Consider the following 24,010-nt stretch of genomic DNA (forward strand, 5'->3'; position numbering starts at 1 on the left):
TTAAAGAATTTTAACTTTTGGTAAGATACGGCGCAGTTCGAGGAATGGCGTCTTATCATGTGTGCTGATATCGGCAGGATCATACTGTTGTAAGAAGTCGATGACTTTTTTAGTGATCGGCGTCGGCGTTGAAGCACCAGACGTTACACCGACCTGGTTGACTCCGTCGAGCCACGATAGATCGAGTTCCGTTAAATCACCGATCCGGTGAGCCGGCGTTGCGGCAATATCGAATGAAACTTGTGCCAAGCGATTCGAGTTGTTGGAACGCGGATCGCCGACGACGATGACGAGATCGCAATCACCGGCTTGTTCGGCAACAGCTTCCTGCCGGACTTGCGTCGCATTACAAATTTCATTGTGTACTTCGACGTGCGGATACTTTTTACGGACGTGTTCCATTAATGCCTGAACGTCCCATTGGCTCATCGTCGTTTGGTTCGTCACGATGATTTTTTTGTCGGCCAGGTGAGCCGGCAACGCTTCGATGTCTTCGACTTTTTCAATCAAGTGAACATGTTCCGGCGCGACACCAACGGCGCCTTCCGGTTCCGGGTGACCGTGTTTGCCGACATAAATGACTTCATAATCATCCGCGACGACACTGCGGATCAAGTCATGTGTCCGGGTGACGTCCGGACACGTCGCATCGACGACAGTCAGTTTTTTCTCGGCAGCGCGGGCATAGACAGCCGGCGAAATCCCGTGTGCTGTAAAGATGACGGTTCCTTCTTTGATGGTTTCGAGTGCTTCCAAGCGGTCGGGACCGTCTACGGTCAACACACCCATCCGTTCGAATTCACGCGTGACGTGTGCATTATGGACAATCATGCCCAGGATATGAATTGGTCGTGGCAAGTTATCGTTTAGTGCAGCTTGTTGAGCAAGCTTCATTGCATCAACAACACCGTAACAATAACCACGGGGACTGATTTTTTTAACAAGCATAGTCTAAATTCTCCTTTTGTATGGAAAGAATGATTATTTAGAGTGTACCATTGATTCAAGTTGAATGAAAATAGAGGAGTCTGCCGAAAGAGAATATCATGATATACTAATTGAGTTGTCTAGAAATAAGGGAGGGGTGAAAAGATGGAGACGAAAAAGATGATGCGGTCCTATTTTTTCCAAATCACGGCTGTTTTATTTATTATTATTTGTCTTGTCATCTCGGCACTTGCCTTTACAGCAGACCGTGTCACGATTTCGCGAGTCGAACAGCAGACAGAAAAACAGAGTGAAAAAAGTGTCGAAGTCTCAAGTAATGCATTACGAGACAGCGTCGGGAACTTACATGAAAAAATTATGAGCCTTCAATTAAATGTCACGAATATGGACAATCTTGATCGAGCCATCCGTGATACGAATTTGCTGGATATCGATACCGGATTTAAGAGTTTCTTTTATTATGACCGTAAAACGGATAAAATCACCTGGTTTTCGAGTGAAGACCGGCGTATTCCGGATGCGGATATTCGCCGGGATGATTCTTTTTCACAAGCTTTGACGAGCACGGATTTTCATATGAGTCCGCGGTATGACATAGCGAACGATTCTCTGACGTATATGTATGTTTCTGTTCGAAACGGCAATGAGCGGGTCGGGGTCTTCGGCGGCGGACTCAGTCTCATGAATTCCATCGTTTTCCGCAACTCACTGGAATCATTTGATGATGATACGATGGCTTATTTATTCAACAGTCAGGGAGAGCCGCTCGCAACCTCGAAAAATCTTGTGACCGATCAAGAGCGTCTGTTGAGTCAAAGTGTGGTTGACCGGGCTTTTAAAAGTACAAAGCCATACGAAATCTTTAGTACGAATAAAGATATGTACTATTTCGCACGTGATTTGAAAGTGACGGATTGGAAGATATTAGTACGGACACCTCGGAGTGTCTTTTATGAACCGGTGTATACGACGCGGCAACAATATTTGGTCATTGCGGCACTCACGCTGGTCCTGAGTCTGATTGTCGGGTATTTGATGTCCCGTCAACTGACCGCACCTCTATTGGAACTTGTTCAAAAAATCGAAAAAAGTACTACGCCTCAACCGATCACTTTGGAGCGATCCGGTTCCAATGAAATCAAGACGTTGGTTTCCGCCTACAACGAGTATGCGCAACGGATGGAACATGCGCGGGTTGAACAGTTGAGTCAGCAACAGGTTATCTTACATCAGGAGAAACTGGCCTCACTCGGACAACTGGCCGCAGGAATTGCGCATGAAATCCGCAACCCGTTGACACCGGTCAAGATGGCGTTGCAACTGCTGTCGGAAGAAAAACAAAATAATCCGGATATGATGAATATCGCCTTGTCCGAACTGGACCGAGCCAATCAGTTGATCCAGACGATGCTCGATTTATCCAAAAATGATAAAACGACGCTGGCGATGGCACAGATTGATATGAAAAAAATGATGGAAAAGTTAACGTTTATCCTCGAATCGAAATCGCACCCTTACGAAGTGGACTGTAAGATTTATACACCGGCACATATGCCGCCGTTGTATGCTTCGGAAAACGGATTGTTGCAAGTGTTATCGAATTGTATCGGAAACGCACTGGATGCCGTCGAATCAAAAGGAACGGACGGAATTTGTCACGTTCACCTTCATGTCTATCCGGATCAGTTTGTGTTTATCGTCCAGGATAATGGTGTCGGAATGGACGAATATCAGATTCAGATGCTCGGTCAGGCGTTCAATACGTCGAAGATTAATGGCAACGGGTTAGGGTTGTTCATGTCCAATCAAATCGTCCGTCAGCATAACGGGCGAATCGAAGTCGACAGCAAGATGGGCGTCGGTACGACCGTACAACTCTTTTTCCCGAGACGGGAGGAGCAGGCATGAGGTTCAATAAGTCCTGGTTGTTGGTCTTAATCATTTGGATTGCATCCGTCCTCGTCATTTCCAATCTATTTGTCCAAAAGGAAACCAGTCCTAAACGGAATATCGTTGGATTTACGATTGTTAACGACAAACATGAATTTGCACAGCGGTTGATCAATGCCTTTAAAGCGGAAGCGAAAGCAAATAAATATGAAGCACTAGTAGCGACGTCACAAAATTCCCGAATCAGTGAACGGGAACAGATTTTAGAGTTCGTTCATTTGAAGGTCGATGCCATCTTCATCACGACACTCGATGATGTTTATATCGGAAGTGCGATTGAAGAAGCTAAGAAAGCAGGGATTCCTGTATTTGCGATCGATCGCATGATTCGCTCGGATGCGGTCGTCAGTTCGATTACCTCCAATAATCAAATGATCGGAGAACAACTGGCTTCCTATATTAAGAATGAGTTGATTAAGCAGACCGGTCGATCAACGGGGCGTATCGTTGAAATTACAGGTACGGCAAATGTCTATACGACAAACGAACGACACCGGGGATTCTTGAAAGGAATCGAAAATGAGCCGACACTTTCCATCGTCGATTCGGTCAGCGGAAACTACGATCCGGTCACATCCGAACGTGTCATGCGGCAAGTAATTGACTCCGGAATTCCGTTTGATGCAGTCTACTGTCACAATGACGATATTGCGATGGGTGTCCTCGAAGCATTGAAAAAAGCAAAGATTTCCGGAAAAATAGTTGTCGGAATCGATGGGAATCGTGCTATATTAGAAGCTGTTGACATGAAATCGATGGACGCAACAGTCGTCCAGTCCGCTGAAGAGATGATGAAAGTCGCCTTCAGCGCGTTGAAGCTTCATACGAAAAACAAAAAAATTCCCGATCGTTTCTATACGTATTCATATTTGTATGACGGTAGTAGACCAATACCCATGTTGAACTAAAGAAATAGATGGTGAAGGCGGACGATTCGCCTTTAATTGTTAAAGAGTAGAGAAAGGATGGTGACAAATATGAATGGATTCAGCCATTTCGATTTGCACCCGTTCGTCGTCGAAGCACTCGAAGACGCACGTATTAAAAAACCAACCGATATTCAATCCCGGATCATTCCGGCAGCGCTCAAAGGGCGGGATATCATTGGACAATCACAGACAGGGACAGGGAAAACATTATCGTTCCTCTTGCCGATCGTCCAAAATGTCAATCCGGAGCTTCAGGAAATGCAAGCCATCATCGTTGCACCAACGCGCGAACTGGCTTGGCAAATTCACGAGGAATTGAAATCGATCCTCGTCAAACAACCGGATTACATCAAGACAAGCCTGATCACAGGCGGCATGGACCGTGAACGTCAAATCGGCCGTGTCAAAGTCTCACCGCAAATCGTCATCGGAACACCGGGACGAATTTTGGATCTCTTTAAAGAGCAAGCTTTGAAACCACACTTCGTCAAACACTACATCATCGATGAAGCGGATCAGATGCTTGATATGGGATTCTTGCCGGAAGTCGACCGGATTGCTCAAGCACTTCCTGAGAAGTTACAGATGATGGTCTTCTCTGCGACGATTCCGGAAAAACTGCAACCGTTCCTGAAAAAGTACATGAACAATCCGCGTTATGCACACGTCGATCCAAAACAACAGACGGCGAAAAAAATCGTTCATCATACGGTTCCGGTCAAACACCGCGATCGTTCTGATTTGACGTTGAAACTGGCGAAAGCTCTTAATCCGTATATCTGTCTCGTCTTTACGAACACAAAAACGGAAGCAATCGAACTCGAAGCTCTCTTCCTTGAAGCGGGACTCAACGTCGGTTCGCTTCATGGTGACTTACCGGCCCGCCGTCGGAAACAAGCCATCAAAGAAATCAACGAAGCGAAATATCAGTACGTCATCGTAACGGATCTCGCTGCTCGTGGTATCGATATCTCAGGCGTTTCCCACGTCATCAACCACGGGATTCCGAAAGATCTCGACTTCTACGTTCACCGTGTCGGTCGGACGGGTCGTGTCGATCAGGACGGATTGGCTTACACTTTATTTGAAGATCACGAAAATGGTTCGATCAACCGTCTCGAAGACCGCGGCATCGAGTTCATCAACGTTGATGTCAAGAGTGGTCAAGTCAGCGAAGTGAAAGAACGCCGTCGTGCTAAACCACACATGAAGACAGCCGTTTCGAAAACAGCCCACAGCCGTTTATCCGGTGAAGCGGCAAAAGCGAAAAAACGTGTCAAACCAGGCTACAAAAAGAAACACCAATATAAACTGAAAGAAACAGCAAAACGCGAACGGATCAAGGAACAACGTGGAATCGGACGCGCTGAACGTAAAGCAAACGCAAGTAAAAACAAATAATCCGTTTTCGGCGTTCAAGTTGAAGCTGAACGGTTTGAACAAAGTCTGCGATGTCATTCGTGGACTTTGTTTTTTAGTATCGCTAAAGGTTCTTGTTTTTTTCGACATTTGGTACACTAGAAGCAGAAGAAGGGTGGAATTTTTAATGAAAATCGGTTCACATGTATCGCTTTCAGGCAAAAAAATGTTACTCGGTGCGAGTGAAGAAGCAGCCTCTTACGGCGCAACAACTATGATGGTCTATACAGGAGCACCTCAAAATACACGACGGAAACCCATCTCGGATTTGCGGATTCCGGAAGCCTTACTGCACATGGAAGAAAACGGGATTGAAGAAATCGTCGTCCATGCACCATATATCATCAATTTAGGTAATACGACGAAGCCGGAAACGTTTGAATTGGCCGTTTCGTTTTTAGGAGAAGAAATCCGACGGGCGGAAGCACTCGAAAAAGCAAAACATATCGTGTTGCACCCCGGCGCACACGTAGGTGCCGGAGAAGAAGTCGGAATCAAACGAATCATTGAAGGCCTCAATGAAGTATTAACGGGAGACGAAAAAGTCAAAATCGCTCTTGAGACGATGGCCGGAAAAGGTTCAGAAATCGGGAAGACGTTCGAAGAAATTGCAGCAATCATTGCGGGTGTCACGCACAACGACCGTCTGTCCGTCTGTCTCGATACGTGTCACGTCCATGATGCCGGTTATGACCTGATCCATGACCTCGACGGAGTCTTGGAATCATTTGACCGGATTGTTGGCATCAATCGTCTCGGTGTGATTCATGTCAACGACTCGAAAAATATCCGCGGCGCTAAAAAAGACCGCCACGAAAATATCGGGTTTGGTGAAATCGGTTTTGATCCGTTGCATCGGATTGTCCATCACCGAGATTTAGCACACTTACCAAAAATTCTCGAAACACCTTATATCGGACTGGATCCGAGAAAGAAAGTCGCACCGTATCGTGAAGAGATTGCCATGTTACGTTCCGGAAACTTTGATGCCGAGTGGCGTTTGCCGCTGATCGGTACATCCATTTAAACGAGAGAGGTGTCTGCCGCGTGTGCCATCTATTAGTCATTGAAGAATCTGAATTTGCCTTACGTCAAGCGGTCGTCTTATATTACGAAACGAAAGAACCGTTTTATTTACCGGCGGAGCTAGCAGAAGGGGAAGAAGTCTTTTTGGCGACGAAAAATGGAATCGTTGCGTATGCCGAAGTTTTGTTCAGTGAATACACAACACGACCGGCAGATCCTCATTGGTTAACAGAAGCGGATGAACAAGAACGCACGTATGCCTGCCTGGATTTAATCAGCGTGGATTTACGACATCCACTGTTAGGATCGCCTTTAGCGGGATTACAGGTAAATCCCGGACAAACGGACCTTAAAGTCAGACAACGGTTGGTGGAAGCCTGGCAAGCCGGTCATTTTGAATCAGATGTGACAACGATTGATCAAGCAAAAAATCGCCGGATGGAACGTTTTCGCGAGCGAAATCATCTTGAGCCGCTAAAGGCGTGTTGTGAGATGTGTGGAAACACACAACGATCGATTCTCGAATGGCATGAGTATCACGGACACTTCAAGACACTTTGCCCGACGTGTCATCGGCTCGCGCATCAAGGAATTGAAAAAAGGGAAGACGTTGCCGCAACGTCAGATCATGCCTTACCTGAACAGTAAGTGCCTCAGTGGGTTTTCTTGAGGTGCTTACTGTTTTTTAGAGAGCGTCTCCATGATATAATCAAGACTGATAATTATTATCAGTGAAAATGGAGTAACTGAAAATGGAGTAACTGGGGGAAAAGGCATGACTGATTTAGCAATGATTCCGATTGGTAAACCTGTAGTGATGACAGATTTAAATAAAATAGAAGACCGACTCCGGAGACGACTGCTTGCTCTCGGATTTTATGAAGGATGTCCCATCGTCGTCAGAAGACGAGCCAGCTTTCAGGGTCCTTTGACAATAGAACAACGGGACCATCACCAAATGATTGCGATTCGCAAAAGTGATGCGAAAAACATCGGGGTGTTCTTACCATGACACAAAAAATCGCATTACTCGGAAATCCGAATACCGGTAAAACCTCCTTGTTTAACCGTTTGACCGGGTCATATGCCCATGTCGGAAACTGGTCCGGTGTGACGGTCGATAAAAAAGTCGGGAAATTACATGGAAACCGTGGACAATTGATTGATATGCCCGGTGTCTATGACTTAGATCCGTTATCTGCAGATGAAGCCGTCGTGGCACGTTTCTTGATGGAAGAGTCGTTTGACGGCATGATCAACATCATTGATGCGTCACAGTTGGAACGGAATTTGCAATTGACGGCTCAACTTTTGGAAATTGGAAAGCCGATTCAAATCGGGCTGAATATGATGGATGTCGCCCGTACTCGCGGTACGACGATTGATGCTGAAGCACTAGCGAAGGAACTCGGTGTCGATGTGTTTCCGATTGTCGCGCGGACGGGAGACGGCTGTGAAGTTTTGCTGTCATCGATTCCTGAAGCGGCAAAAAAATATACGCCGTTACGAATTGATTACGGACAGAAAACGGAACAGGCGATTACGGCGATCATCGAAATCGCCGATTTACAAGAACAGGAACGCTGGATGGCTGTTCAGTATTTAGCGGGAAATCGTGTCTTCGTAGAATATTTGGAGAAGAAATCCCCTCGAATCATCGAAGTGCGAAAAGAACTGGAACGTCAGCTTGGGCGATTCATCCATGCTCATATTACAGAGTGTCGGCGAAACTGGGCCGTTGCGATTCGTGCCGGTTCGGTCGTCGAAGAGAAATCAGACCGTAAGACATGGACGGACCGGATTGACGCCGTCGTCACCCATCCGATTCTCGGATTGCCGATTTTCTTTGCTGTCCTATACGTGCTGTTTCATGTGACATTTAACTGGATGGGGGCCCCGCTCTCCGATTTATTGGGAGCGTTTATCGAAGGACCGATTTCGACGGGAGTCGTCTTTGTTCTGACACAACTTGGTGCATCCGGATTCATTCAGGACTTGTTGATTGATGGTGTCATCGCAGGTGTCGGGGGTGTCCTGGTCTTCGTTCCGCAAATCTTTGTTCTGTTTTTCTTTATCTCGTTTTTGGAAGACTCGGGCTACATGGCGCGTGTCGCCATCGTCATGGACCGTTTCATGCAGATGGTCGGATTGAACGGGAAAAGTTTTATCCCGATGATCATTGGATTCGGGTGTAATGTTCCCGGTATCATGGCAGCACGGTCTGTAGAAGAAGAACGTGAACGACTCGTGACGATATTCATTTCACCGTTCATGTCATGTTCGGCTCGTTTGCCGATTTATGCCGTGTTCGCCGGAAGTTTTTTTGCAAGTAATCAAGCGATGATTGTTTTGTCACTTTATATTCTGGGAATCGTTTTAGCCTTGCTTGCAGCAAAAGTATTTTCGAAGGTTCTGGCAGCTGAAGAAGCGACCAGCTTGTTTTTAGTGGAACAACCGCCGTACCGTGTGCCGCAAGGATTGACACTATGGCGCAGCACGTGGCAAAAAGGAAAAGGATTTGTCCGTAAAGCAGGAACATTCATTTTTGGAGGATCAGTCGTCATCTGGTTGCTCGCTTATACCGGTCCGGGTGGTTTTAACGTTAATATGAATGACAGCTTTCTTGCGATGATCGGTGGTCTGATTGCTATGTTACTGATTCCGCTTGGATTCGGAACATGGCAGGCAGGAGCTGCTTTGATTACAGGGTTCCTGGCAAAAGAAGTAGTGGTTTCGACGATGGCGATTATTTATGCCGTCAACGAATCGGAACTCGGCCGGCAGTTGGCCGGTCAGTTCACACCGCTCAGTGCCTATAGTTTTATGGCATTCGTTTTGCTTTATGTACCGTGTCTTGCGACGGTAGCCGTCATCCGTCGGGAAGTCGGCAGCGCAAAATGGACGTGGATTGCCAGTCTGTATGGCTTATTTGTTGCTTACAGTATTTCATTTTTGATTTATCAAACGGGGCACGCACTCGGGTTTTCATAAAGGGAGGAAAGCAGGATGCATGGAATTGATATTTTAATTGGTCTGCTTGTCTTTGGATATGCCGGTTTCTCATTAATCCGTTTCACGAAAAAAGCGAAAAAAGGCAAATGTGCGACGTGTGAAGTGGAACCGACGTGTCAAACCGCATGCGATGATGTCAATTGGGACAAAGTCATTGCCGAAGCATTAAAGAAATAAAAAAAGCGTTTTTCTTCTCTTGCCGAGAAGGAAAACGCTCTTTTTATAGATATCAGATAAATCCATTCATTAAAACGGCCAACGATCCGCAAGGAATAAAAATACCTTCATTCCGAGAAAGACACCAAAAATCCCGACGATCGCCGGAAAAACAGGTGGAGCGGGGATTGGTAATTTAAGAGCGGTAAAGACAACACCACAGATGATACCAGCTAGCAATGATAATAAAATTTGTTGAAGCATGAGGTCCAGTCCTTTCTTCATATGAAAAAACGCTTACAAGATTATTATATGAAGATGTCTGACGTTAAACAACGATTATTTTTTACTAGTAGTCGGGTCAAAGGTGATCTTTTCTTCCGCACGTTCGACCGGTGTCCATTTTTGCTCAAGCGGATGTTCAAAGGACGGTTTTGCTTTTAGCTTCCCATTCGTATAAAGCTGAATGAGAATTTGTGATTCACATTCCTGTTTACCTTTTGTTACGTAATGATAGTTACCGGAGTCGTCTTGTTCCCGTGCTTTGACGTTGTCCGCCATCGTTAATGCCAAACAATCCTTGATATAGTTTTTCTGTTCTTCATCCGCGATTGGGAAAAGGATTTCAATCCGTTTCCGCATATTGCGTGTCATCCAGTCGGCACTGGAACAATAAATCAAATCATCGCCGTTATGATGGAAGTAAAAGATACGGGAATGTTCCAAATAACGATCGACAACGGACGTGACCCGGATATTTTCCGAGACGCCTTTGATTTGAGGACGAAGGCAGCAGACGCCACGTACAATCAATTCAATTCTGACCCCGGCCCGAGATGCTTGATACAGTTTCACGATAATGTCTTTTTCCGTCAAACTGTTCATTTTAGCAACGATTCGACCGTTACCGTGTTTTTTATGATATTTGATTTCTTCATCAATCAAGGATAAAAATTTCTCGAGCATCGAGTTCGGTGACGTATGAAGGGCATTCCATTCAGGTTGCTCCCCATAACCGGATAACCAGTTAAAGAAATTTGTCGCATCTTCTGCAATTTGTTCCTTTGCCGTCAAAAGACCGATATCAGTGTACAGTTTAGCCGTAGAGTCATTGTAATTACCTGTTCCGAGATGGACGAACCGCTGAATCCGGCCTTCCTGTAATCGGACGATTAATGTGATTTTGGAATGGGTCTTTAAATCGCTGTAACCGTAAATGACGTGAGCACCTGCTTTTTCCAACTGTTTCGCCCACTCGATATTTTTGGCTTCGTCAAACCGTGCTTTCAATTCGACGAGGACAGTGACCTGTTTCCCGTTTTCTGCAGCAGTCTTCAATGCTTTAATAATCGGAGAATCTCCTGATACGCGGTACAGCGTTTGTTTGATTGCCAAGACATTGGGATCATTGGCGGCTTGAACAATCAGGCGGACGATTGGATCAAACGTATGGTAAGGGTGGTGCAACAAATAATCCTGTTGCAGAATTTGATCAAATAGTTTTTTGGACTTCTCCAGTGCCGGCGGTTCGACAGGCATGATTGTCTGATAAATCAAATGGTCATACTCGACACCGATCTGGCTGTAAAAAGCGAAAGCGAATGTCAAATCGATCGGACCATCGACAGCATAGATGTCCCGGTCCTGTAGGTCGAGGACATCACGTAACATATTGAGCAAGTTCGTATTGATGGCATTCTTCTGGATCTCAAGCCGGATTCCGACTCCCCAGCGCCGTTTCTTCAATTCTTTTTCAATCAACTTCAATAAATCATGCGTTCCTTCTTCATGGAATGGTAAATCCGCGTTCCGTGTAATTCGAAACGGCATCGCAGACAGGACGTGATATCCTTTGAACAAAGAATCGATAAAGGAAATGATGACATCTTCGAGTAAGATCACAGCGGTTGTTTCTTCATCATCGACGGGTAAATCGACGAAACGCGGGAGGACGGCCGGAACCTGAACAAGCGCCAGATTCCGTTTGGAACCGTCTTCCGCTTCGAGAGCCGTTGCGATATTCAATGATTTGGAAGACAGCATCGGGAATGGTCGATACGCATCGACGGCGACCGGCGTCAGAACCGGAAAAACCTGTTCTCTGAAAAAGGTTTTGACATATTCTGACTGCATTTCATTTAACTCGTCATGCTTCAGAAAAGAGATACCTTCGGCCTTTAATGCTTGAGTGACATCTTTAAAGGCTTCGTATTGTTGATCGACAAGCTCTTTTGTTTTCGTCGCGATGGCACGTAACTGTTGTTTCGGTGTCAGCTGTTGTTTATTTTCCGGTTTATTGAATCCTGCCAGTACCTCATCCTTTAATCCACCGACACGAACCATATAAAATTCATCCAAATTGGAACTGAAGATACCTAAAAACTTAAATCGTTCCATCAAGGGATTTCGTGTATCGGTCACTTCGCCTAAGACACGTTCATTAAATTGTAACCAGCTGATTTCCCGGTTGTTAAAAAACTCAGGGGAGTCTATCTTCACGTAAGGCCGCCTCCTTTATTGTCAAACTGAATGGACCGATCAATGATACGCTCCAGATGTTTTTTTTGTTTTTCTGCTTTTTCGACTTCGAAACCATAATCATGATCACCGGTATCGAGAATGATCCGAAGATCTTTTTTGTCTTTTTCAAGTGCGATTTCAAGACTGTCGACGGCGCGGCGTTCTGTCACATCAAGTGCTTCTGTCAGTTTGAGAATTGATCCGAGTAAGTCAAACCGTTCGATTGATTTATCCGTAAACCAGTCCTTAAACGGTTTTAAGAGTTGCTGTATCCGTTTCGAAGAAGAATAGGAACTGACGAGTGCCAGAGCTAACCGGTCTTTATGCGTCATTCCTTTTAAATCGGTATTGGTCAAAAGGTAAAATGTTTGGTTGGAACGGGTATCCGGATTGATGTACTGTCCGCAGTAAAGTAAGCGGCTGGCGGAATCGAGTAATCGTAAGTCAGCCGCCCGGTTCGGAATGATATCGAGTGTGACCAGTTGCCGGTAAATTGATTTAGCGATCGTTCCGAGATAGTTCATCCGGTCACGGTTGACTTTGTAATCACTTTCCAGCTGGTACAGACTTTCTTCGCGTACATTCTCGATCCGCCGCTGTTCCTGTTCGTGTAAATCATATTCGTAGACAAGGCCTTCCCGTAACCCGTAATTACTCATCACGAACTGTTCTGCCTCGATATGTAGTGCCAGTTCATGAATTGCGATTAATGCAGGTAAGAAGATGTCAACCCGGTCCTTAGATAATCCTTCGACTTTCATTAACTGTTTAGGGGCTTTGTCTTCGAGCTCATCAATCAATTTCCCCAACTCTTTCGATCGGACTTGGTATTGGTGGATACCATGCAGAGGATAGTCGAGTGTAGATTGATGAATGCGGACAAAGTTTCGAGCCGATCCGCCGACACCGATTAAAGGAAGTTTTTTGTTTTTCAACCATGGAATTTCATCGAATTGTTCCCGCAAGAATTTAATCAGCTTCTTTTGTTCACCAGATGTCATGGTCTCTCCGGAAAGGAATTGCCGCGTCAGTGTGACCGCACCAAAAGGAAAACTGTGATAGGCAATCATTTCCCGGTTCTCAATTAACGTGACTTCCATGGAGCCGCCACCGATGTCGACAGAATACCCGTCGGTTAGGAAAGTAGAGTTGATGATGGCGAAATAGCCGTAATAAGCTTCCTGCTCATCGGACAGCACCCGCATCGTAAAGGGCGTCTCCTGTTCGACAGCATGAACGATGTCCTGCCGGTTACTTGCATTCCGGATCGCGGCTGTCGCCACACAAATCGTTTCTTCGACATGATGCGTAATACCGATTTCGTGAAAACGCTGCAGTGTTTCACAGAGCAAGCGGATTCCGACAGAATCGAGAGCACCTTCCGCATCAATATGAGCGGAGAGTCGAGCGACGACCTTGACGTTGATTTTTTCAATATATCGACCGGAATCGATTGGATGGAAAATGACATACCGGATCGAGTTGGAACCGATATCGATGACTGCTAACTCATTTTTCAAAACAAAACCGCCCCCTTTGAGTACTCAATCCATCTTTTCCCGAATCGGGGATTCTGAAAACGACAGCTTGTATCCTTTTATTGTACCTTGTGCATCTCCGGAAAACCGTCTATTCACAAAAAAGTTACATAGGTTGCAACGCAGGGGGGGCTGGCGCTATAATAAGACAGTTGATAAGACGTAATTATTCCGTTTTAACACGAGACGGAAGGAGAGAATAGACATGACCGAACCAATTACAGAACCAATTATTGAAATCAAACAACTGACATATGATTATCCGGACCGGCGCGTTTTAAACGAAGTGACGTTTAATGTGCAACAAGGGCAATTCCTCGCCATCGTCGGTGAAAATGGCTCCGGGAAATCGACGTTGATCAAGTGTATGCTCGGCTTATTAAAACCGAAGGGAACGATCCGGTTGTTTGGGCAAGATCAAGCGGCCTTCAGTGACTGGTGGCGCATCAGTTATGTTTCACAAAAAGCGGCATCGTTTAATTCAGGGTTTCCGGTCACGGTCGCTGAAGTCGTCGAGATGGGGCTGTATGCGAAAAAAGGATTATTTCGGCGCGTGACAAAACAGGATCGCCAAAAAGTAAGGACGGCGCTTGAAACCGTCGGTATGTGGGATCGGCGTGATTCGAAAGTCGGTGACTTATCCGGCGGTCAGCAACAGCGGGTCTTTATCGCCCGTGCGCTCGTTAATGATCCAGATCTGATGATACTGGATGAACCGACGGTCGGAGTCGATCAGCGGTACGTCAAAGAGTTTTATGAAATCCTGGAAGAACTGCGGCGTGATAACAAACGGACGTTTGTTCTTGTGACACATGATATCCACTTTGTCAGCAAGCTGGTGACGGATGTGATTCATCTCGTCGACGGACGGCTCGGTTGTAATTGTGGTATTAAAGAATACTGGGAACTGGATGAACAGACGATTCGGTCCTTGTATCCGGTTCCGGGGCGTGTACTGATACACGAAGGGGAGGTCGTCCAGTGATTGAAGCATTCATGACATTGAAGTTTCTGCAATATGCACTTGTCGCGGCTGTCCTGATCGGTTTTACGGCTCCGTTGATCGGTTCATTTGTCGTCGTCCGGCGGATGAGTTTAATTGCGGATGCGTTATCACACGTCACCCTGGCCGGAATTGCCCTCAGCCTGCTAATATCCGGGATGGTGGCGAGTCTTGCTGATTTGAATCCGCTTTACCTCGGGATCGTGACATCGGTCATCGCGGCGTTGACGATTGATTGGCTTCGCGCGAAGTATAAACATTTTCAAGAGCTTGCCATTCCGATCATCATGGCGACGGGGATGGGACTCGGTGCGATTTTTATCAGCCTGGCAAACGGCTTTTCGATGGACCTTGTGTCCTTTTTATTCGGAACGGTCTCCGCTGTCACCTTGACGGATGTCTATACGATTTTGATTGTCACAGGTGTCGTCATTTTATTTGTAATTGCCTTTTATAAAGAGTTATTATTCTTATCATTTGACGAGGAACAGGCACGCGTTTCCGGAATTCGTCTTCGGTTGGTGCATATTCTGTTTATGATCGTTGTTGCTTTGGTAATTGCGATTAGTATGCGGGTCGTCGGGATTTTGCTGGTATCCAGTTTGATCACCTTACCGGTTGCGGCAGCACTTCGACTTGCCAAAAGTTTTAAAGCGACGATTTTTTATGCCATCGTGTTTGGAGAAGTGGCAACAGTTGCCGGCTTGATTCTGGCGTATCAATTTGATTTAGCGCCGGGCGGTATGATTGTCATGCTGGCGGTCGCAGAACTTATTCTCATTATGGTGATTGAACGGTTTTGGATCGGAGGGAAATTGCATGAAAAAAAACATCGAACAAGCGCGTGAACGGATGAAGGCATCCGGTTTCAAAATGACGCCCAAACGTCTCGATTTATTGGCCTACCTGTTTGAAGCCAACCGTTATGTCAGTGCACGGGAAGTGGCGGAGGAGTTGCGTGTATCGCATCCTTCACTCAGCTACGATACGATTTACCGGAATTTAAATGATTTTGCGGCAATCGATATTTTGGAGACGACGGAACTCGACGGGGAAATGAAATTTCGAGCCGCCTGTCAGTCGGGTCATCATCACCATCACCTGATCTGCCGGACATGCGGCAAGACGGAGACACTAGATGTCTGTCCGATGGAATGGGTTTCGCCGATTAAGGACTCTGGTTTTGAGGTCGAGGATCATAAGTTTGAAATTTACGGACGCTGTGCCGCTTGTCAGAAATAAGCGGGATGCGTTTGAAGAGTGTAACGAAAGCGACAACTGATAAAGGAGAGGGGCGGATCGCATCCGGCCCTCTCTTTTTGCTGAAAATCTCTTGATTCGTCCCGGCTTGAAATGAAACAAAACGGGAATAGGACGAACAGAGGTGATGAAAATGATTTATGATGCACAAGAAGCTCGCCAAATTGATGAATGGGCAAAGACATCCGGTTTACCGCTGGAAGTATTAATGGAACGAGCGGGTAGTGAAATCGCAAAGCGAATCAAGAACAGGCATACGAGGGAAGAGCGGATTCTGGTGATGTGCGGGACAGGAAATAATGGGGGAGACGGTTACGTGATTGGCCGTGAACTCGTCCGGGACGGGTACGACGTGACGATGCATGCGCCGTTCGGCGAGGTGAAAACCGCGACGGCTCATCTGCATCAGCACTATGCAGAAAACTTCGGACTCGCAACGGAGGCAGTCTGCGGACAATACGACGTAATCGTCGATGGTATCTTTGGAACCGGATTTGACGGATCCCGACTGACGAAATCGATCCATGATGTATTTGACTGGGTCCGTGAACAAAAACAACAAGGAGCAAAATTATACGCGATCGATATACCGAGCGGCATTCCGTCCGATCAAACGAACGGGTTTTCCGGACAAGCGATCCGGGCTGATGTGACTTTTTCACTTCATGCCTTTAAGCGATCCGCCTTCTTGTTGAAGACGGCTCCGTTCTTTGGGAAGCTGGAGAAGATCGATTTGGGATTGCCGGCTTTTGGGGGATGGCAACTGATGTCCGAATCGATTGCGCCGTTATTGACCCGTGATCCGTACGGTCATAAAGGTACATACGGAACGGCACTGTTGATTGGCGGAAGCGAGACGATGCCCGGTTCGATTCAACTGGCTGCCCGCGCAGCATTACGATCTGGAGTCGGGAAATTACAAGTTGCAACGGTTCCGACAGCACAAGTCGGACTCATCATGAACGCACCGGAAGCGATGGTTCTCAATCAGACAACGACAGCCATTCAAGAGATGCTCGATCAGGTGAATGTCGCGGGAATCGGCCCCGGATTGACTTCAGATTCGATTTCCGATTGGATCGAGCTCTTATTTGCACAAGACATTCCGGTAGTTCTTGATGCCGGGGCATTGATTCGCGACAGCTATCCGGAACGGAAGGCGGAGATTGTCGTCACGCCACATATCGGAGAATTTGCACGGATGACGAAACGGACTGTCCGGGAAATCCAGGATGACTTATTCGGACAGGCAAGCGAATATGCGGTCTTGCATCAAGTGATCGTCGTCTTGAAAGCCCATGTGATTCTCATTGCAACACCAGAGGGCGGTGGTTACGTGATCAACGGAGCATCCAGCGGGTTGGCGAAAGGAGGCAGTGGCGATACGCTGTTTGGTATCCTCACAAGTCTGCTTGGTCAAAAAGAATACTTTAAACACATCCCGGTTGAACAGTTGATTGCACTTGGTGCATCCTGGTACGCCCAAGCATCCAAGCAGGTCGAACAACAGCTTCATCCAAGCAGTATCGTGGCGACAGATGTGATTGATCAACTTGGACGAGTAAAGAACTGAGCAAAGAGGTCTATTTCTTCAATTGTAAAGAAGTAGATCTCTTTTGTTAAAAGAATAATTGCTGGCAGAGGAAGAGCAGGAGTATGATGAAGTGATGCCGAATGGCTAAACAGTCTAATCTTAAGAAAGGAGGAGACAGATGCCTGTTAAAACAGTAGATGAGATTGTCCGTAATCAACAGCGTTGGATCGGAAATTTTGCGTTGTTCTTAATGAGCGTCGGCGCCCTGATTTTTTTAGGGACGACGGATCATACCATTCGAAATGCCTATTTAAATCAGTTGACGACTGTGGCTGTTTTGCTTTCTATTGGAATCATAACCTTTTTGATCAGCCGCAGTCGGTTGACAGCTCATCATAAATCACACTTTCTGTCCGTCATGTTACTGAGTATTCCGTTCGCTTCAATCAGTATGTTACCTTATGCCTCAGTCACCGTCTGGGCCAGTTGTTTTTTATTTTTAATGATCGCCTTGATTGCCTATGACCGGATCATGATTTGGTATGCCATTGTCCTCATCGTCGCGACGAACGTATTCATCATGGTGCGCTCAGATACGATTCTTGTGGAGATTGATCCGACAGATCATTACGCGAGGCTCGGGATGATCGGGATTGCCATCTGTATCGCTTTGATCATCAATCATCTGCATCTTCGTAATCTCAGTCGCCTGCAACAACTGGCAGATCAATTGCATGAGTCGGCCCGCCACGATTTACAGACGCAACTGCTTAATGTCCGCGGACTGGAAGAACGATTTCTGCATGTGGATCAGAAGAATCTGTTACTGGTCGGTGTTCATCTGGAAAACTACCATGAACTCGCACGATATTTTGGAGAGGAAATTCAGCAACAGGTCTTAATTGATTGTATCGAACGTCTGAAAACATTATTACCTCCTTATTTGACGATCGTGCGAGTTGAAGGCGGAACGCTGATGGTCGTCATGGAGAAACCGCCCGGCGTATCGTGTGAGGAGGAAATGACACGTCTCAGTCAACGTATGTCTGCTCCGTACCAGGTCGAAAACCATCAAATTTATGTTAATCTCTATATTGTCATCGATGACGGGGAAGTCGATCAACTCAGTATGACAAAACGGATTCACCAGATCACCTCTGCCTTTCCGGAAAGTATCCGGGATTCGGCAAAAGTGATGTGCCTGAATCAAGAATGGCGCAAAGAACAATCGCTTCGCGTTGAAGCCGCCAAAGCATTGTCGCGAGCGGATGTAAATCATGATTTTTACCTGGTCTACCAATTGCAGTATGATTCCAATCAGGACCGTTTCATTGGATTAGAGGCCTTGATGCGCTGGAATACGACCATTCCGGGAGCAGAACGTCCGACGGTTTTCATTCCAATCGCAGAAAAGAGTGACTTGATCATCCGGTTGGGCGAGTGGGTTTTCGAAGAAGGATGTAAAACAAGAAAACGGCTGATTGGTCTCGTTCCGGAAGAGTTTAGTCTGTCGGTCAACGTATCTCCGCGGCAATTGACGGATGAGTCGTTTATGCCGTTTATTGAGCGGATGCTGCTGAAATACAGTTTGAAGCCGAAGCAGATTAAAATTGAAATTACTGAAAGCCAGTCTTTGGATTTTGAAAGCCAACCGATTCTCCGGGCATTACGCCGGATTAAGACATTGAATTTCCCGGTCTCATTGGATGATTTCGGGACAGGACATGCTTCGTATCATGTTCTGGAACGGTTATTGCCGCTTCGTCAGCTTAAAGTACCAAAACAATTCATTGAACAAGTCGAAGAGTCTGAAAAAAGACAGTCGATTTTAGAGTCGATTTTTCAGTTGAGTCAATCGATGCATGTGGAATGTATCGTCGAAGGGGTTGAGACGGGAGAAGAGGTACAAATTGCAAAAGACATCGGAATTCATTTATTCCAAGGTTATTTTTTTGCAAAACCGGTTCTTCTCGAAGAAATCATCTGTTTACTGGAAACTAAAAAAGCGGAAACGACAGAATAATGTCGTTTCCGCTTTTATTGTTTCAGCGAATTGGGGCAAATTTATGAATTTGTTGAACGGCCTCATTCCAGGAAGAGACACGGACGATATTTTCAGGGACGGGACGACGATTATAAGGCGCATCAAACAAAATGACGGGAATCGATGTGTCTTCTGCAATTTGAATCGCATTTTCGAGACGATCCTCCATGAAGAGATCAAGTGACAAATCACGGACGACTTGGACTTTGTCGTGTGAGCCGGTCATGATCAGCGAATCGAGCGGTAACTCATGCTGTTTAATCCATTCTTCCGTTACGGGACGAACGATTTCTGACCGGGCCGTCACGTAATGGAGATCATATTGTTTTCTTAAATCCCACAGGTGCTGTTTGACAAGTTCTTGCGGGATGGATTCACGGTAGATGCCGAGTTCATGACCCGATTTGACCATGAATTCCCAAAACTCGATTTGCTGCATATCCGTATAGGTATGAAGTTCGTATTCAGAGGCCATCTCAAAATCAATCGATGTTCCGAGATATTTGTTCATATAGTTAAAGCACGAAGAAGGATGAGTGATTGTTCCATCAATATCAATTCCGATTTTCACTTACATCACCAACATTCTATAAATTTTCTGCCACTAGTATAACATAATCGAAATGCGGAGACGAAAAAAAGAGCCGCTCCGGGAAGAGGGCTCTTTTGACTTAAGCTTGGCTTGCTTTTGCGGCTTCTTTTTCCGCTTCTTTTTCAAGAACGATCGCATCGATTTCTTTTTTCAATTCTTCGACCATCGTTGCTTCCGGAACTTTACGAATGATTTCCCCGTGACGGAATAACAATCCTTCGTTACGGGCACCGGCAATTCCGATATCGGCTTCACGGGCTTCCCCGGGACCGTTAACGGCACAACCGAGAACTGCAACTTTAATGTTAACTTGAATTTTATCGATATAATCTTCGATTTCTGCTGCAATCGCCATTAAATCGATTTCAATCCGTCCGCATGTCGGGCACGAAATCAATGTTGCTGCGTTGGCAGCAAGACCAAATGATTTCAAGACTTCTTTTGCAACTTTGACTTCTTCGACCGGATCGGCAGAAAGAGAGACACGGACTGTATTCCCGATACCGCGTGATAGAATCGCTCCGAGACCGGCAGCTGATTTTAAAGAACCTGTCCGTAAAGGACCAGATTCCGTGATTCCGACGTGCAACGGATAATCAAACGACTCGGAAGCGAGTTGATATGCTTCAAGCGCTAATTGAACGTCAGATGCTTTCAAGGAAACGATGATATCGTGGAAATCGAGATCCTCAAGAATCTTAATGTGGTGCAAAGCACTTTCGACCATCCCACGAGCTGTCGGATAACCATATTTCTCAAGAATGTGTTTTTCAAGTGAACCGGCGTTAACACCAATTCGAATTGGAATGTTTTTCGCCTTTGCTGCGGTAACGACCGCTTCGACTTTCTCGCGGCGTCCGATGTTACCCGGGTTGATTCGGATTTTATCAACACCCGCCTCAATTGCCATGAGCGCAAGTTTATAGTTGAAATGAATATCTACGACAAGCGGGATGTTGATCCGGCTCTTGATTTCTGCAAGTGCTAGCGCATCACGTTCTTCTGGACAAGCAACGCGGACGATTTGGCATCCTGCTTCTTCAAGGCGTAAAATTTCAGCGACAGTCGCTTCGACGTCGTGTGTTTTTGTTGTCGTCATACTTTGGATGATGACTTCATTATTTCCACCAATGACAAGGTCCCCAACACGAACGGGACGAGTCTTAGAGCGATGGACCATTTTCGGCATATCGAAAATCTCCTTTTGTGGCATAACGCCAGATTGTTTGTGACTACTTGTACTATCATATCGAACTATTCCCTAAAAATCGAGAAACAAGAACGAAAATTGAACATTTACAATTGTTTAACACGAATAGTGGAAAGTCAATCCGTCGCCGGATGGACGTTTTTTTCCTTCAACAGATTCATCCATCTAGTTTCAAGAAGACGGACGGGATGATTTTTTCTTTAGTCGGGCAAGCAGGAGCGGGGTTAACGAATAAATCAAGTGCCCGGCAATGATGAAGACAACTCCTAAAGTCGGATAGCCGAACTGATACAGAAAAACACCGATTGGAAAGGTCCAGATGTTTGCGGCGACCGTATAAGGAAATACTTGGCGAAACGCCCATGGTCTTGGCAAAATCCACTGAATGAACCAGCGATTCAGATAGGAAACGGATAACAGGTACAACAAAATCGCGATTGCGATAAAAATGAAGTGCAGGATAAACCAAATGATGAACGGAATCGACTGCTGGAGAAAGATGCTGTCAATGATTGTTGACCACAAGGAAATCCATGCTAATCCACAAAAATAAAGGGAGACATCAGCGAGACGAGTCTTTAAAAAACCGCGATTTGGAACTAAGGTAGTTTGTAAGTAATTAAGTAGTTGACTTAAAAAATGCAATTCAATCACTCTTTCTTCTGTTTTATAACAACAAATAAATTATTTATAAACCTTTTTTTTTTAAAGGGTTTATCTGTTTTGGTACAGATTAATAAAACCTTAACAATCGAATGTGTGAAAAACTATTTACAAGTTCATCAGACCTTTACATAATAGGGGAGGTTGAAACAATGAATTCTTAACAACAAATCAATTCCACTTTTTATATGAGGAGATGACAAGATGAACTATGATTTACAGGAAATGATTTTCACCTTTATCGGTGGACTCGGTATTTTCCTATTCGGTATTAAGTATATGGGAGATGGTCTTCAAAAAACAGCGGGAGACCGGTTACGGTACATTTTAGATAAATATACCTCCAACCCGTTTCTCGGGATTTTAGCGGGTATCGTCGTTACGGTCTTGATCCAGTCATCATCCGGAACAACTGTCATCGTCGTCGGTCTGGTCAGCGCCGGATTAATGAACTTGCGTCAAGCCATCGGTGTCGTCATGGGGGCGAACATCGGAACGACCATCACTGCCTTTATCATCGGCTTTAACGTGAAGGAAGCGGCACTTCCGGCGATTGCGCTCGGAGCGTTCTTGATTTTCTTCTTCAATAAAGAACGGATTCAATACATCGGTCAAATCTTCTTTGGTTTCGGGGCGCTCTTTTATGGATTGACGCTCATGGGAGACGGAATGGCACCGCTTGAATCAAGCGAATGGTTTCGTGATTTGACGGTATCGATGTCGGATAGCCCTTTGCTCGGTGTTTTTGTCGGAACGGTCTTTACTATGTTGGTCCAATCATCCTCTGCGACGATCGGGATATTACAAGAATTGTATGACGGCGGAATGATCGATATCAAAGCGGCATTGCCGGTCTTGTTCGGTGATAATATCGGGACGACAATCACAGCAGTCCTTGCGGCACTCGGGGCTTCGATTGCGGCAAAACGGACAGCCGCCGCACACGTCATCTTTAACATCGTCGGGACAGTCATCTTCTTGCTGGCTTTACCGCTGTTCTCAAGTTTCATAACGTGGATCACAGGTGCACTTGATTTGGAACCGAAAATGCAGATTGCCTTTGCCCACGGAACGTTTAACGTCGTCAATACGCTGATTCAATGCTGGTTCATCGCGCAAATCGCATGGCTCGTCCAAAAAGTCGTCCCTGGAACGGATACGACCGTCGATTCAAAACCGCGCCACCTCGATCAAAATATCCTGAACCAGTCGTCGTCACTTGCGTTAAGCCAGGCGAAACTGGAAGTGTTGCGGATGGGAGAATTCTCGAAAGACGCACTTGAAAAAGCACATCGTTATACGCAATCACACGATAAAAAGGATGTTTCGGATGCCGGTCAGATTGAGTATGCGATCAACCATCTGAATACGGAAGTGACAAGCTACCTTGTTAAAGTCGCCGCGCATGACTTGTCCGAGCGGGAATCGAATGATCATTCCCTGCTCATGCATGCCGTCAACGATTTTGAACGGATCGGGGATCATGTCGAAAACGTCATCGAGTTGGTCGATTTCCAGATCGTTAACCGGATTACGTTTACTGAAAAAGCGAAAAAAGAATTGGATGAAATGTACATCCTGACGCAAAAAATCGTTGAGACCGCCATTAAAGCAGTCGAACTGGATGATGTTTCATTGGCACGCCGAGTGCTTGAACTGGAAGGGAAACTCGATTCACTGGAACGTTCCTTCCGCAAGCATCATGTCTTACGGGTGAATGCAGGCGAATGTACAGGTCAAGCCGGTATGATTTTTGTTGACTTGCTGTCGAACCTGGAACGGATCGGGGATCATGCCGTTAACATTACGGATTTGGTGCTTGAACAACGTTCCGGAACGGCATGAAAGAAAATATGAGAGAAGAGGAATTTCTGAAAAGAAATTCCTCTTTGTTTTTTTAAGATAATTTATTGACATTTCAGATCGATTTTAGTAATCTAATATTAGTTGTTTTTAACCATCATGGCGGTGTAGCTCAGCTGGCTAGAGCGTACGGTTCATACCCGTGAGGTCGTGGGTTCGACTCCCTCCGCCGCTACTATTACTTAAGGACCCTTAGCTCAGCTGGTTAGAGCTGACGGCTCATAACCGTCCGGTCGCAGGTTCGAGTCCTGCAGGGTCCATTGTATAAACGTACACTCTTTTTTTAGGGTGTGCGTTTATTTTTGGTTGCTTGGGGAATATTAAAGATATTGTAATAATGTTA

The 24,010-nt window shown here is 45.8% G+C and carries 21 protein-coding genes and 2 tRNA genes; 16 read left to right on the forward strand and 7 right to left on the reverse strand.

Translation table 11 applies throughout. The features are described from left to right. A complete protein-coding gene (locus EXIG_RS04505; RefSeq protein ID WP_012369740.1) occupies positions 1 to 948 on the reverse strand; it encodes a 4-hydroxy-3-methylbut-2-enyl diphosphate reductase in 948 nt (315 codons plus the stop codon). Positions 949 to 1,092: 144 nt separating this feature from the next. Here EXIG_RS04505 and EXIG_RS04510 point away from each other — a divergent pair, with 144 nt between their 5' ends. From EXIG_RS04510 to EXIG_RS04545, 8 genes are all read left to right on the forward strand, one after another. Then, positions 1,093 to 2,856, forward strand: a complete 1,764-nt coding sequence (locus EXIG_RS04510; RefSeq protein ID WP_012369741.1) for a sensor histidine kinase — start codon at positions 1,093 to 1,095, stop codon at positions 2,854 to 2,856. Continuing rightward, positions 2,853 to 3,806, forward strand: coding sequence for a sugar ABC transporter substrate-binding protein (locus EXIG_RS04515; protein WP_012369742.1), 954 nt, complete (start codon positions 2,853 to 2,855; stop codon positions 3,804 to 3,806). Before EXIG_RS04510 ends, EXIG_RS04515 begins: the two co-directional genes overlap by 4 nt. 69 nt (positions 3,807 to 3,875) lie before the next feature. Beyond that, on the forward strand, positions 3,876 to 5,228 hold the full coding sequence (locus EXIG_RS04520) for a DEAD/DEAH box helicase (RefSeq protein ID WP_012369743.1): 1,353 nt from the start codon (positions 3,876 to 3,878) through the stop codon (positions 5,226 to 5,228). 145 nt (positions 5,229 to 5,373) lie between these two features. Further along, complete coding sequence (locus EXIG_RS04525) at positions 5,374 to 6,273, forward strand: deoxyribonuclease IV (protein WP_012369744.1); 900 nt, start codon at positions 5,374 to 5,376, stop codon at positions 6,271 to 6,273. A 20-nt stretch (positions 6,274 to 6,293) separates the two neighbouring features. After that, on the forward strand, positions 6,294 to 6,920 hold the full coding sequence (locus EXIG_RS04530; RefSeq protein WP_012369745.1) for a hypothetical protein: 627 nt from the start codon (positions 6,294 to 6,296) through the stop codon (positions 6,918 to 6,920). A gap of 127 nt (positions 6,921 to 7,047) precedes the next feature. After that, the gene (locus EXIG_RS04535) at positions 7,048 to 7,284 is read left to right on the forward strand and encodes a FeoA family protein (RefSeq protein WP_012369746.1); all 237 of its coding nucleotides are present in this window, start codon (positions 7,048 to 7,050) and stop codon (positions 7,282 to 7,284) included. After that, entirely contained in the window at positions 7,281 to 9,263 is a 1,983-nt protein-coding gene (gene feoB / locus EXIG_RS04540; RefSeq protein WP_012369747.1) for a ferrous iron transport protein B, read from the forward strand. The genes EXIG_RS04535 and feoB overlap by 4 nt, the downstream gene beginning before the upstream one ends. A 15-nt stretch (positions 9,264 to 9,278) precedes the next feature. Then, complete coding sequence (locus tag EXIG_RS04545; RefSeq protein ID WP_012369748.1) at positions 9,279 to 9,461, forward strand: FeoB-associated Cys-rich membrane protein; 183 nt, start codon at positions 9,279 to 9,281, stop codon at positions 9,459 to 9,461. Positions 9,462 to 9,530: 69 nt separating this feature from the next. Here EXIG_RS04545 and EXIG_RS04550 read toward each other — a convergent pair whose 3' ends face one another. From EXIG_RS04550 to EXIG_RS04560, 3 genes are all read right to left on the reverse strand, one after another. Then, the gene (locus EXIG_RS04550; protein WP_012369749.1) at positions 9,531 to 9,704 is read right to left on the reverse strand and encodes a XapX domain-containing protein; all 174 of its coding nucleotides are present in this window, start codon (positions 9,702 to 9,704) and stop codon (positions 9,531 to 9,533) included. A gap of 75 nt (positions 9,705 to 9,779) precedes the next feature. Next, entirely contained in the window at positions 9,780 to 11,939 is a 2,160-nt protein-coding gene (locus tag EXIG_RS04555; RefSeq protein WP_012369750.1) for an RNA degradosome polyphosphate kinase, read from the reverse strand. Next, positions 11,936 to 13,480: a Ppx/GppA family phosphatase gene (locus EXIG_RS04560; RefSeq protein WP_012369751.1), complete on the reverse strand. Its 1,545-nt coding sequence runs from the start codon at positions 13,478 to 13,480 to the stop codon at positions 11,936 to 11,938. The genes EXIG_RS04555 and EXIG_RS04560 overlap by 4 nt, the downstream gene beginning before the upstream one ends. Before the next feature lie 223 nt (positions 13,481 to 13,703). On the opposite strand from EXIG_RS04560, the gene EXIG_RS04565 reads away from it, so the two are divergent. The 5 genes from EXIG_RS04565 to EXIG_RS04585 all read left to right on the forward strand — a co-directional run bounded on the left by EXIG_RS04565 (position 13,704) and on the right by EXIG_RS04585 (position 19,318). Beyond that, on the forward strand, positions 13,704 to 14,483 hold the full coding sequence (locus tag EXIG_RS04565; RefSeq protein WP_012369752.1) for a metal ABC transporter ATP-binding protein: 780 nt from the start codon (positions 13,704 to 13,706) through the stop codon (positions 14,481 to 14,483). Beyond that, the gene (locus tag EXIG_RS04570) at positions 14,480 to 15,349 is read left to right on the forward strand and encodes a metal ABC transporter permease (protein ID WP_012369753.1); all 870 of its coding nucleotides are present in this window, start codon (positions 14,480 to 14,482) and stop codon (positions 15,347 to 15,349) included. Before EXIG_RS04565 ends, EXIG_RS04570 begins: the two co-directional genes overlap by 4 nt. After that, on the forward strand, positions 15,321 to 15,743 hold the full coding sequence (locus tag EXIG_RS04575; RefSeq protein WP_012369754.1) for a Fur family transcriptional regulator: 423 nt from the start codon (positions 15,321 to 15,323) through the stop codon (positions 15,741 to 15,743). The genes EXIG_RS04570 and EXIG_RS04575 overlap by 29 nt, the downstream gene beginning before the upstream one ends. A 145-nt stretch (positions 15,744 to 15,888) precedes the next feature. Next, positions 15,889 to 17,334 (forward strand): NAD(P)H-hydrate dehydratase, encoded by a 1,446-nt coding sequence (locus tag EXIG_RS04580; protein ID WP_148206597.1) that lies wholly within the window; start codon positions 15,889 to 15,891, stop codon positions 17,332 to 17,334. A 139-nt stretch (positions 17,335 to 17,473) separates the two neighbouring features. Then, complete coding sequence (locus EXIG_RS04585) at positions 17,474 to 19,318, forward strand: GGDEF domain-containing phosphodiesterase (protein ID WP_012369756.1); 1,845 nt, start codon at positions 17,474 to 17,476, stop codon at positions 19,316 to 19,318. Between the two features lie 22 nt (positions 19,319 to 19,340). Here EXIG_RS04585 and EXIG_RS04590 read toward each other — a convergent pair whose 3' ends face one another. The 3 genes from EXIG_RS04590 to EXIG_RS04600 form a co-directional block, all read right to left on the reverse strand. Continuing rightward, positions 19,341 to 19,910 carry a 5' nucleotidase, NT5C type gene (locus EXIG_RS04590; RefSeq protein WP_081432737.1) on the reverse strand — a complete coding sequence of 190 codons (570 nt, stop codon included), beginning with the start codon at positions 19,908 to 19,910 and terminating at the stop codon, positions 19,341 to 19,343. A 100-nt stretch (positions 19,911 to 20,010) separates the two neighbouring features. Continuing rightward, positions 20,011 to 21,120, reverse strand: a complete 1,110-nt coding sequence (gene ispG / locus EXIG_RS04595; protein ID WP_012369758.1) for a flavodoxin-dependent (E)-4-hydroxy-3-methylbut-2-enyl-diphosphate synthase — start codon at positions 21,118 to 21,120, stop codon at positions 20,011 to 20,013. 192 nt (positions 21,121 to 21,312) lie between these two features. Continuing rightward, positions 21,313 to 21,666, reverse strand: a complete 354-nt coding sequence (locus EXIG_RS04600) for a hypothetical protein (protein WP_234944576.1) — start codon at positions 21,664 to 21,666, stop codon at positions 21,313 to 21,315. A gap of 342 nt (positions 21,667 to 22,008) precedes the next feature. On the opposite strand from EXIG_RS04600, the gene EXIG_RS04605 reads away from it, so the two are divergent. The 3 genes from EXIG_RS04605 (at position 22,009) to EXIG_RS04615 (ending at position 23,927) form a co-directional block, all read left to right on the forward strand. Then, positions 22,009 to 23,649: a Na/Pi cotransporter family protein gene (locus EXIG_RS04605; RefSeq protein WP_012369760.1), complete on the forward strand. Its 1,641-nt coding sequence runs from the start codon at positions 22,009 to 22,011 to the stop codon at positions 23,647 to 23,649. Positions 23,650 to 23,768: 119 nt separating this feature from the next. Beyond that, a tRNA-Met gene (locus EXIG_RS04610) sits at positions 23,769 to 23,842 on the forward strand. Positions 23,843 to 23,853: 11 nt separating this feature from the next. Continuing rightward, a tRNA-Ile gene (locus tag EXIG_RS04615) sits at positions 23,854 to 23,927 on the forward strand. The last annotated feature ends 83 nt before the right edge of the window (positions 23,928 to 24,010 follow it).

The sequence above is a fragment of the Exiguobacterium artemiae 255-15 genome (assembly GCF_000019905.1).
Taxonomy (GTDB): Bacteria; Bacillota; Bacilli; order Exiguobacteriales; family Exiguobacteriaceae; genus Exiguobacterium_A; species Exiguobacterium_A artemiae.

Bases quoted from the DNA above. Each gene is read 5' to 3' on its own strand.
- EXIG_RS04520 (WP_012369743.1), top strand. From the start codon at position 3,876: ATGAATGGATTCAGCCATTTCGATTTGCACCCGTTCGTCGTCGAAGCA.
- EXIG_RS04575 (WP_012369754.1), top strand. From the start codon at position 15,321: ATGAAAAAAAACATCGAACAAGCGCGTGAACGGATGAAGGCATCCGGT.
- EXIG_RS04535 (WP_012369746.1), top strand. From the start codon at position 7,048: ATGACTGATTTAGCAATGATTCCGATTGGTAAACCTGTAGTGATGACA.
- EXIG_RS04550 (WP_012369749.1), bottom strand. From the start codon at position 9,704: ATGCTTCAACAAATTTTATTATCATTGCTAGCTGGTATCATCTGTGGT.
- EXIG_RS04510 (WP_012369741.1), top strand. From the start codon at position 1,093: ATGGAGACGAAAAAGATGATGCGGTCCTATTTTTTCCAAATCACGGCT.
- EXIG_RS04525 (WP_012369744.1), top strand. From the start codon at position 5,374: ATGAAAATCGGTTCACATGTATCGCTTTCAGGCAAAAAAATGTTACTC.
- EXIG_RS04605 (WP_012369760.1), top strand. From the start codon at position 22,009: ATGAACTATGATTTACAGGAAATGATTTTCACCTTTATCGGTGGACTC.
- EXIG_RS04505 (WP_012369740.1), bottom strand. From the start codon at position 948: ATGCTTGTTAAAAAAATCAGTCCCCGTGGTTATTGTTACGGTGTTGTT.
- EXIG_RS04585 (WP_012369756.1), top strand. From the start codon at position 17,474: ATGCCTGTTAAAACAGTAGATGAGATTGTCCGTAATCAACAGCGTTGG.
- EXIG_RS04565 (WP_012369752.1), top strand. From the start codon at position 13,704: ATGACCGAACCAATTACAGAACCAATTATTGAAATCAAACAACTGACA.
- EXIG_RS04515 (WP_012369742.1), top strand. From the start codon at position 2,853: ATGAGGTTCAATAAGTCCTGGTTGTTGGTCTTAATCATTTGGATTGCA.
- EXIG_RS04545 (WP_012369748.1), top strand. From the start codon at position 9,279: ATGCATGGAATTGATATTTTAATTGGTCTGCTTGTCTTTGGATATGCC.
- ispG (WP_012369758.1), bottom strand. From the start codon at position 21,120: ATGCCGAAAATGGTCCATCGCTCTAAGACTCGTCCCGTTCGTGTTGGG.
- EXIG_RS04580 (WP_148206597.1), top strand. From the start codon at position 15,889: ATGAAAATGATTTATGATGCACAAGAAGCTCGCCAAATTGATGAATGG.
- feoB (WP_012369747.1), top strand. From the start codon at position 7,281: ATGACACAAAAAATCGCATTACTCGGAAATCCGAATACCGGTAAAACC.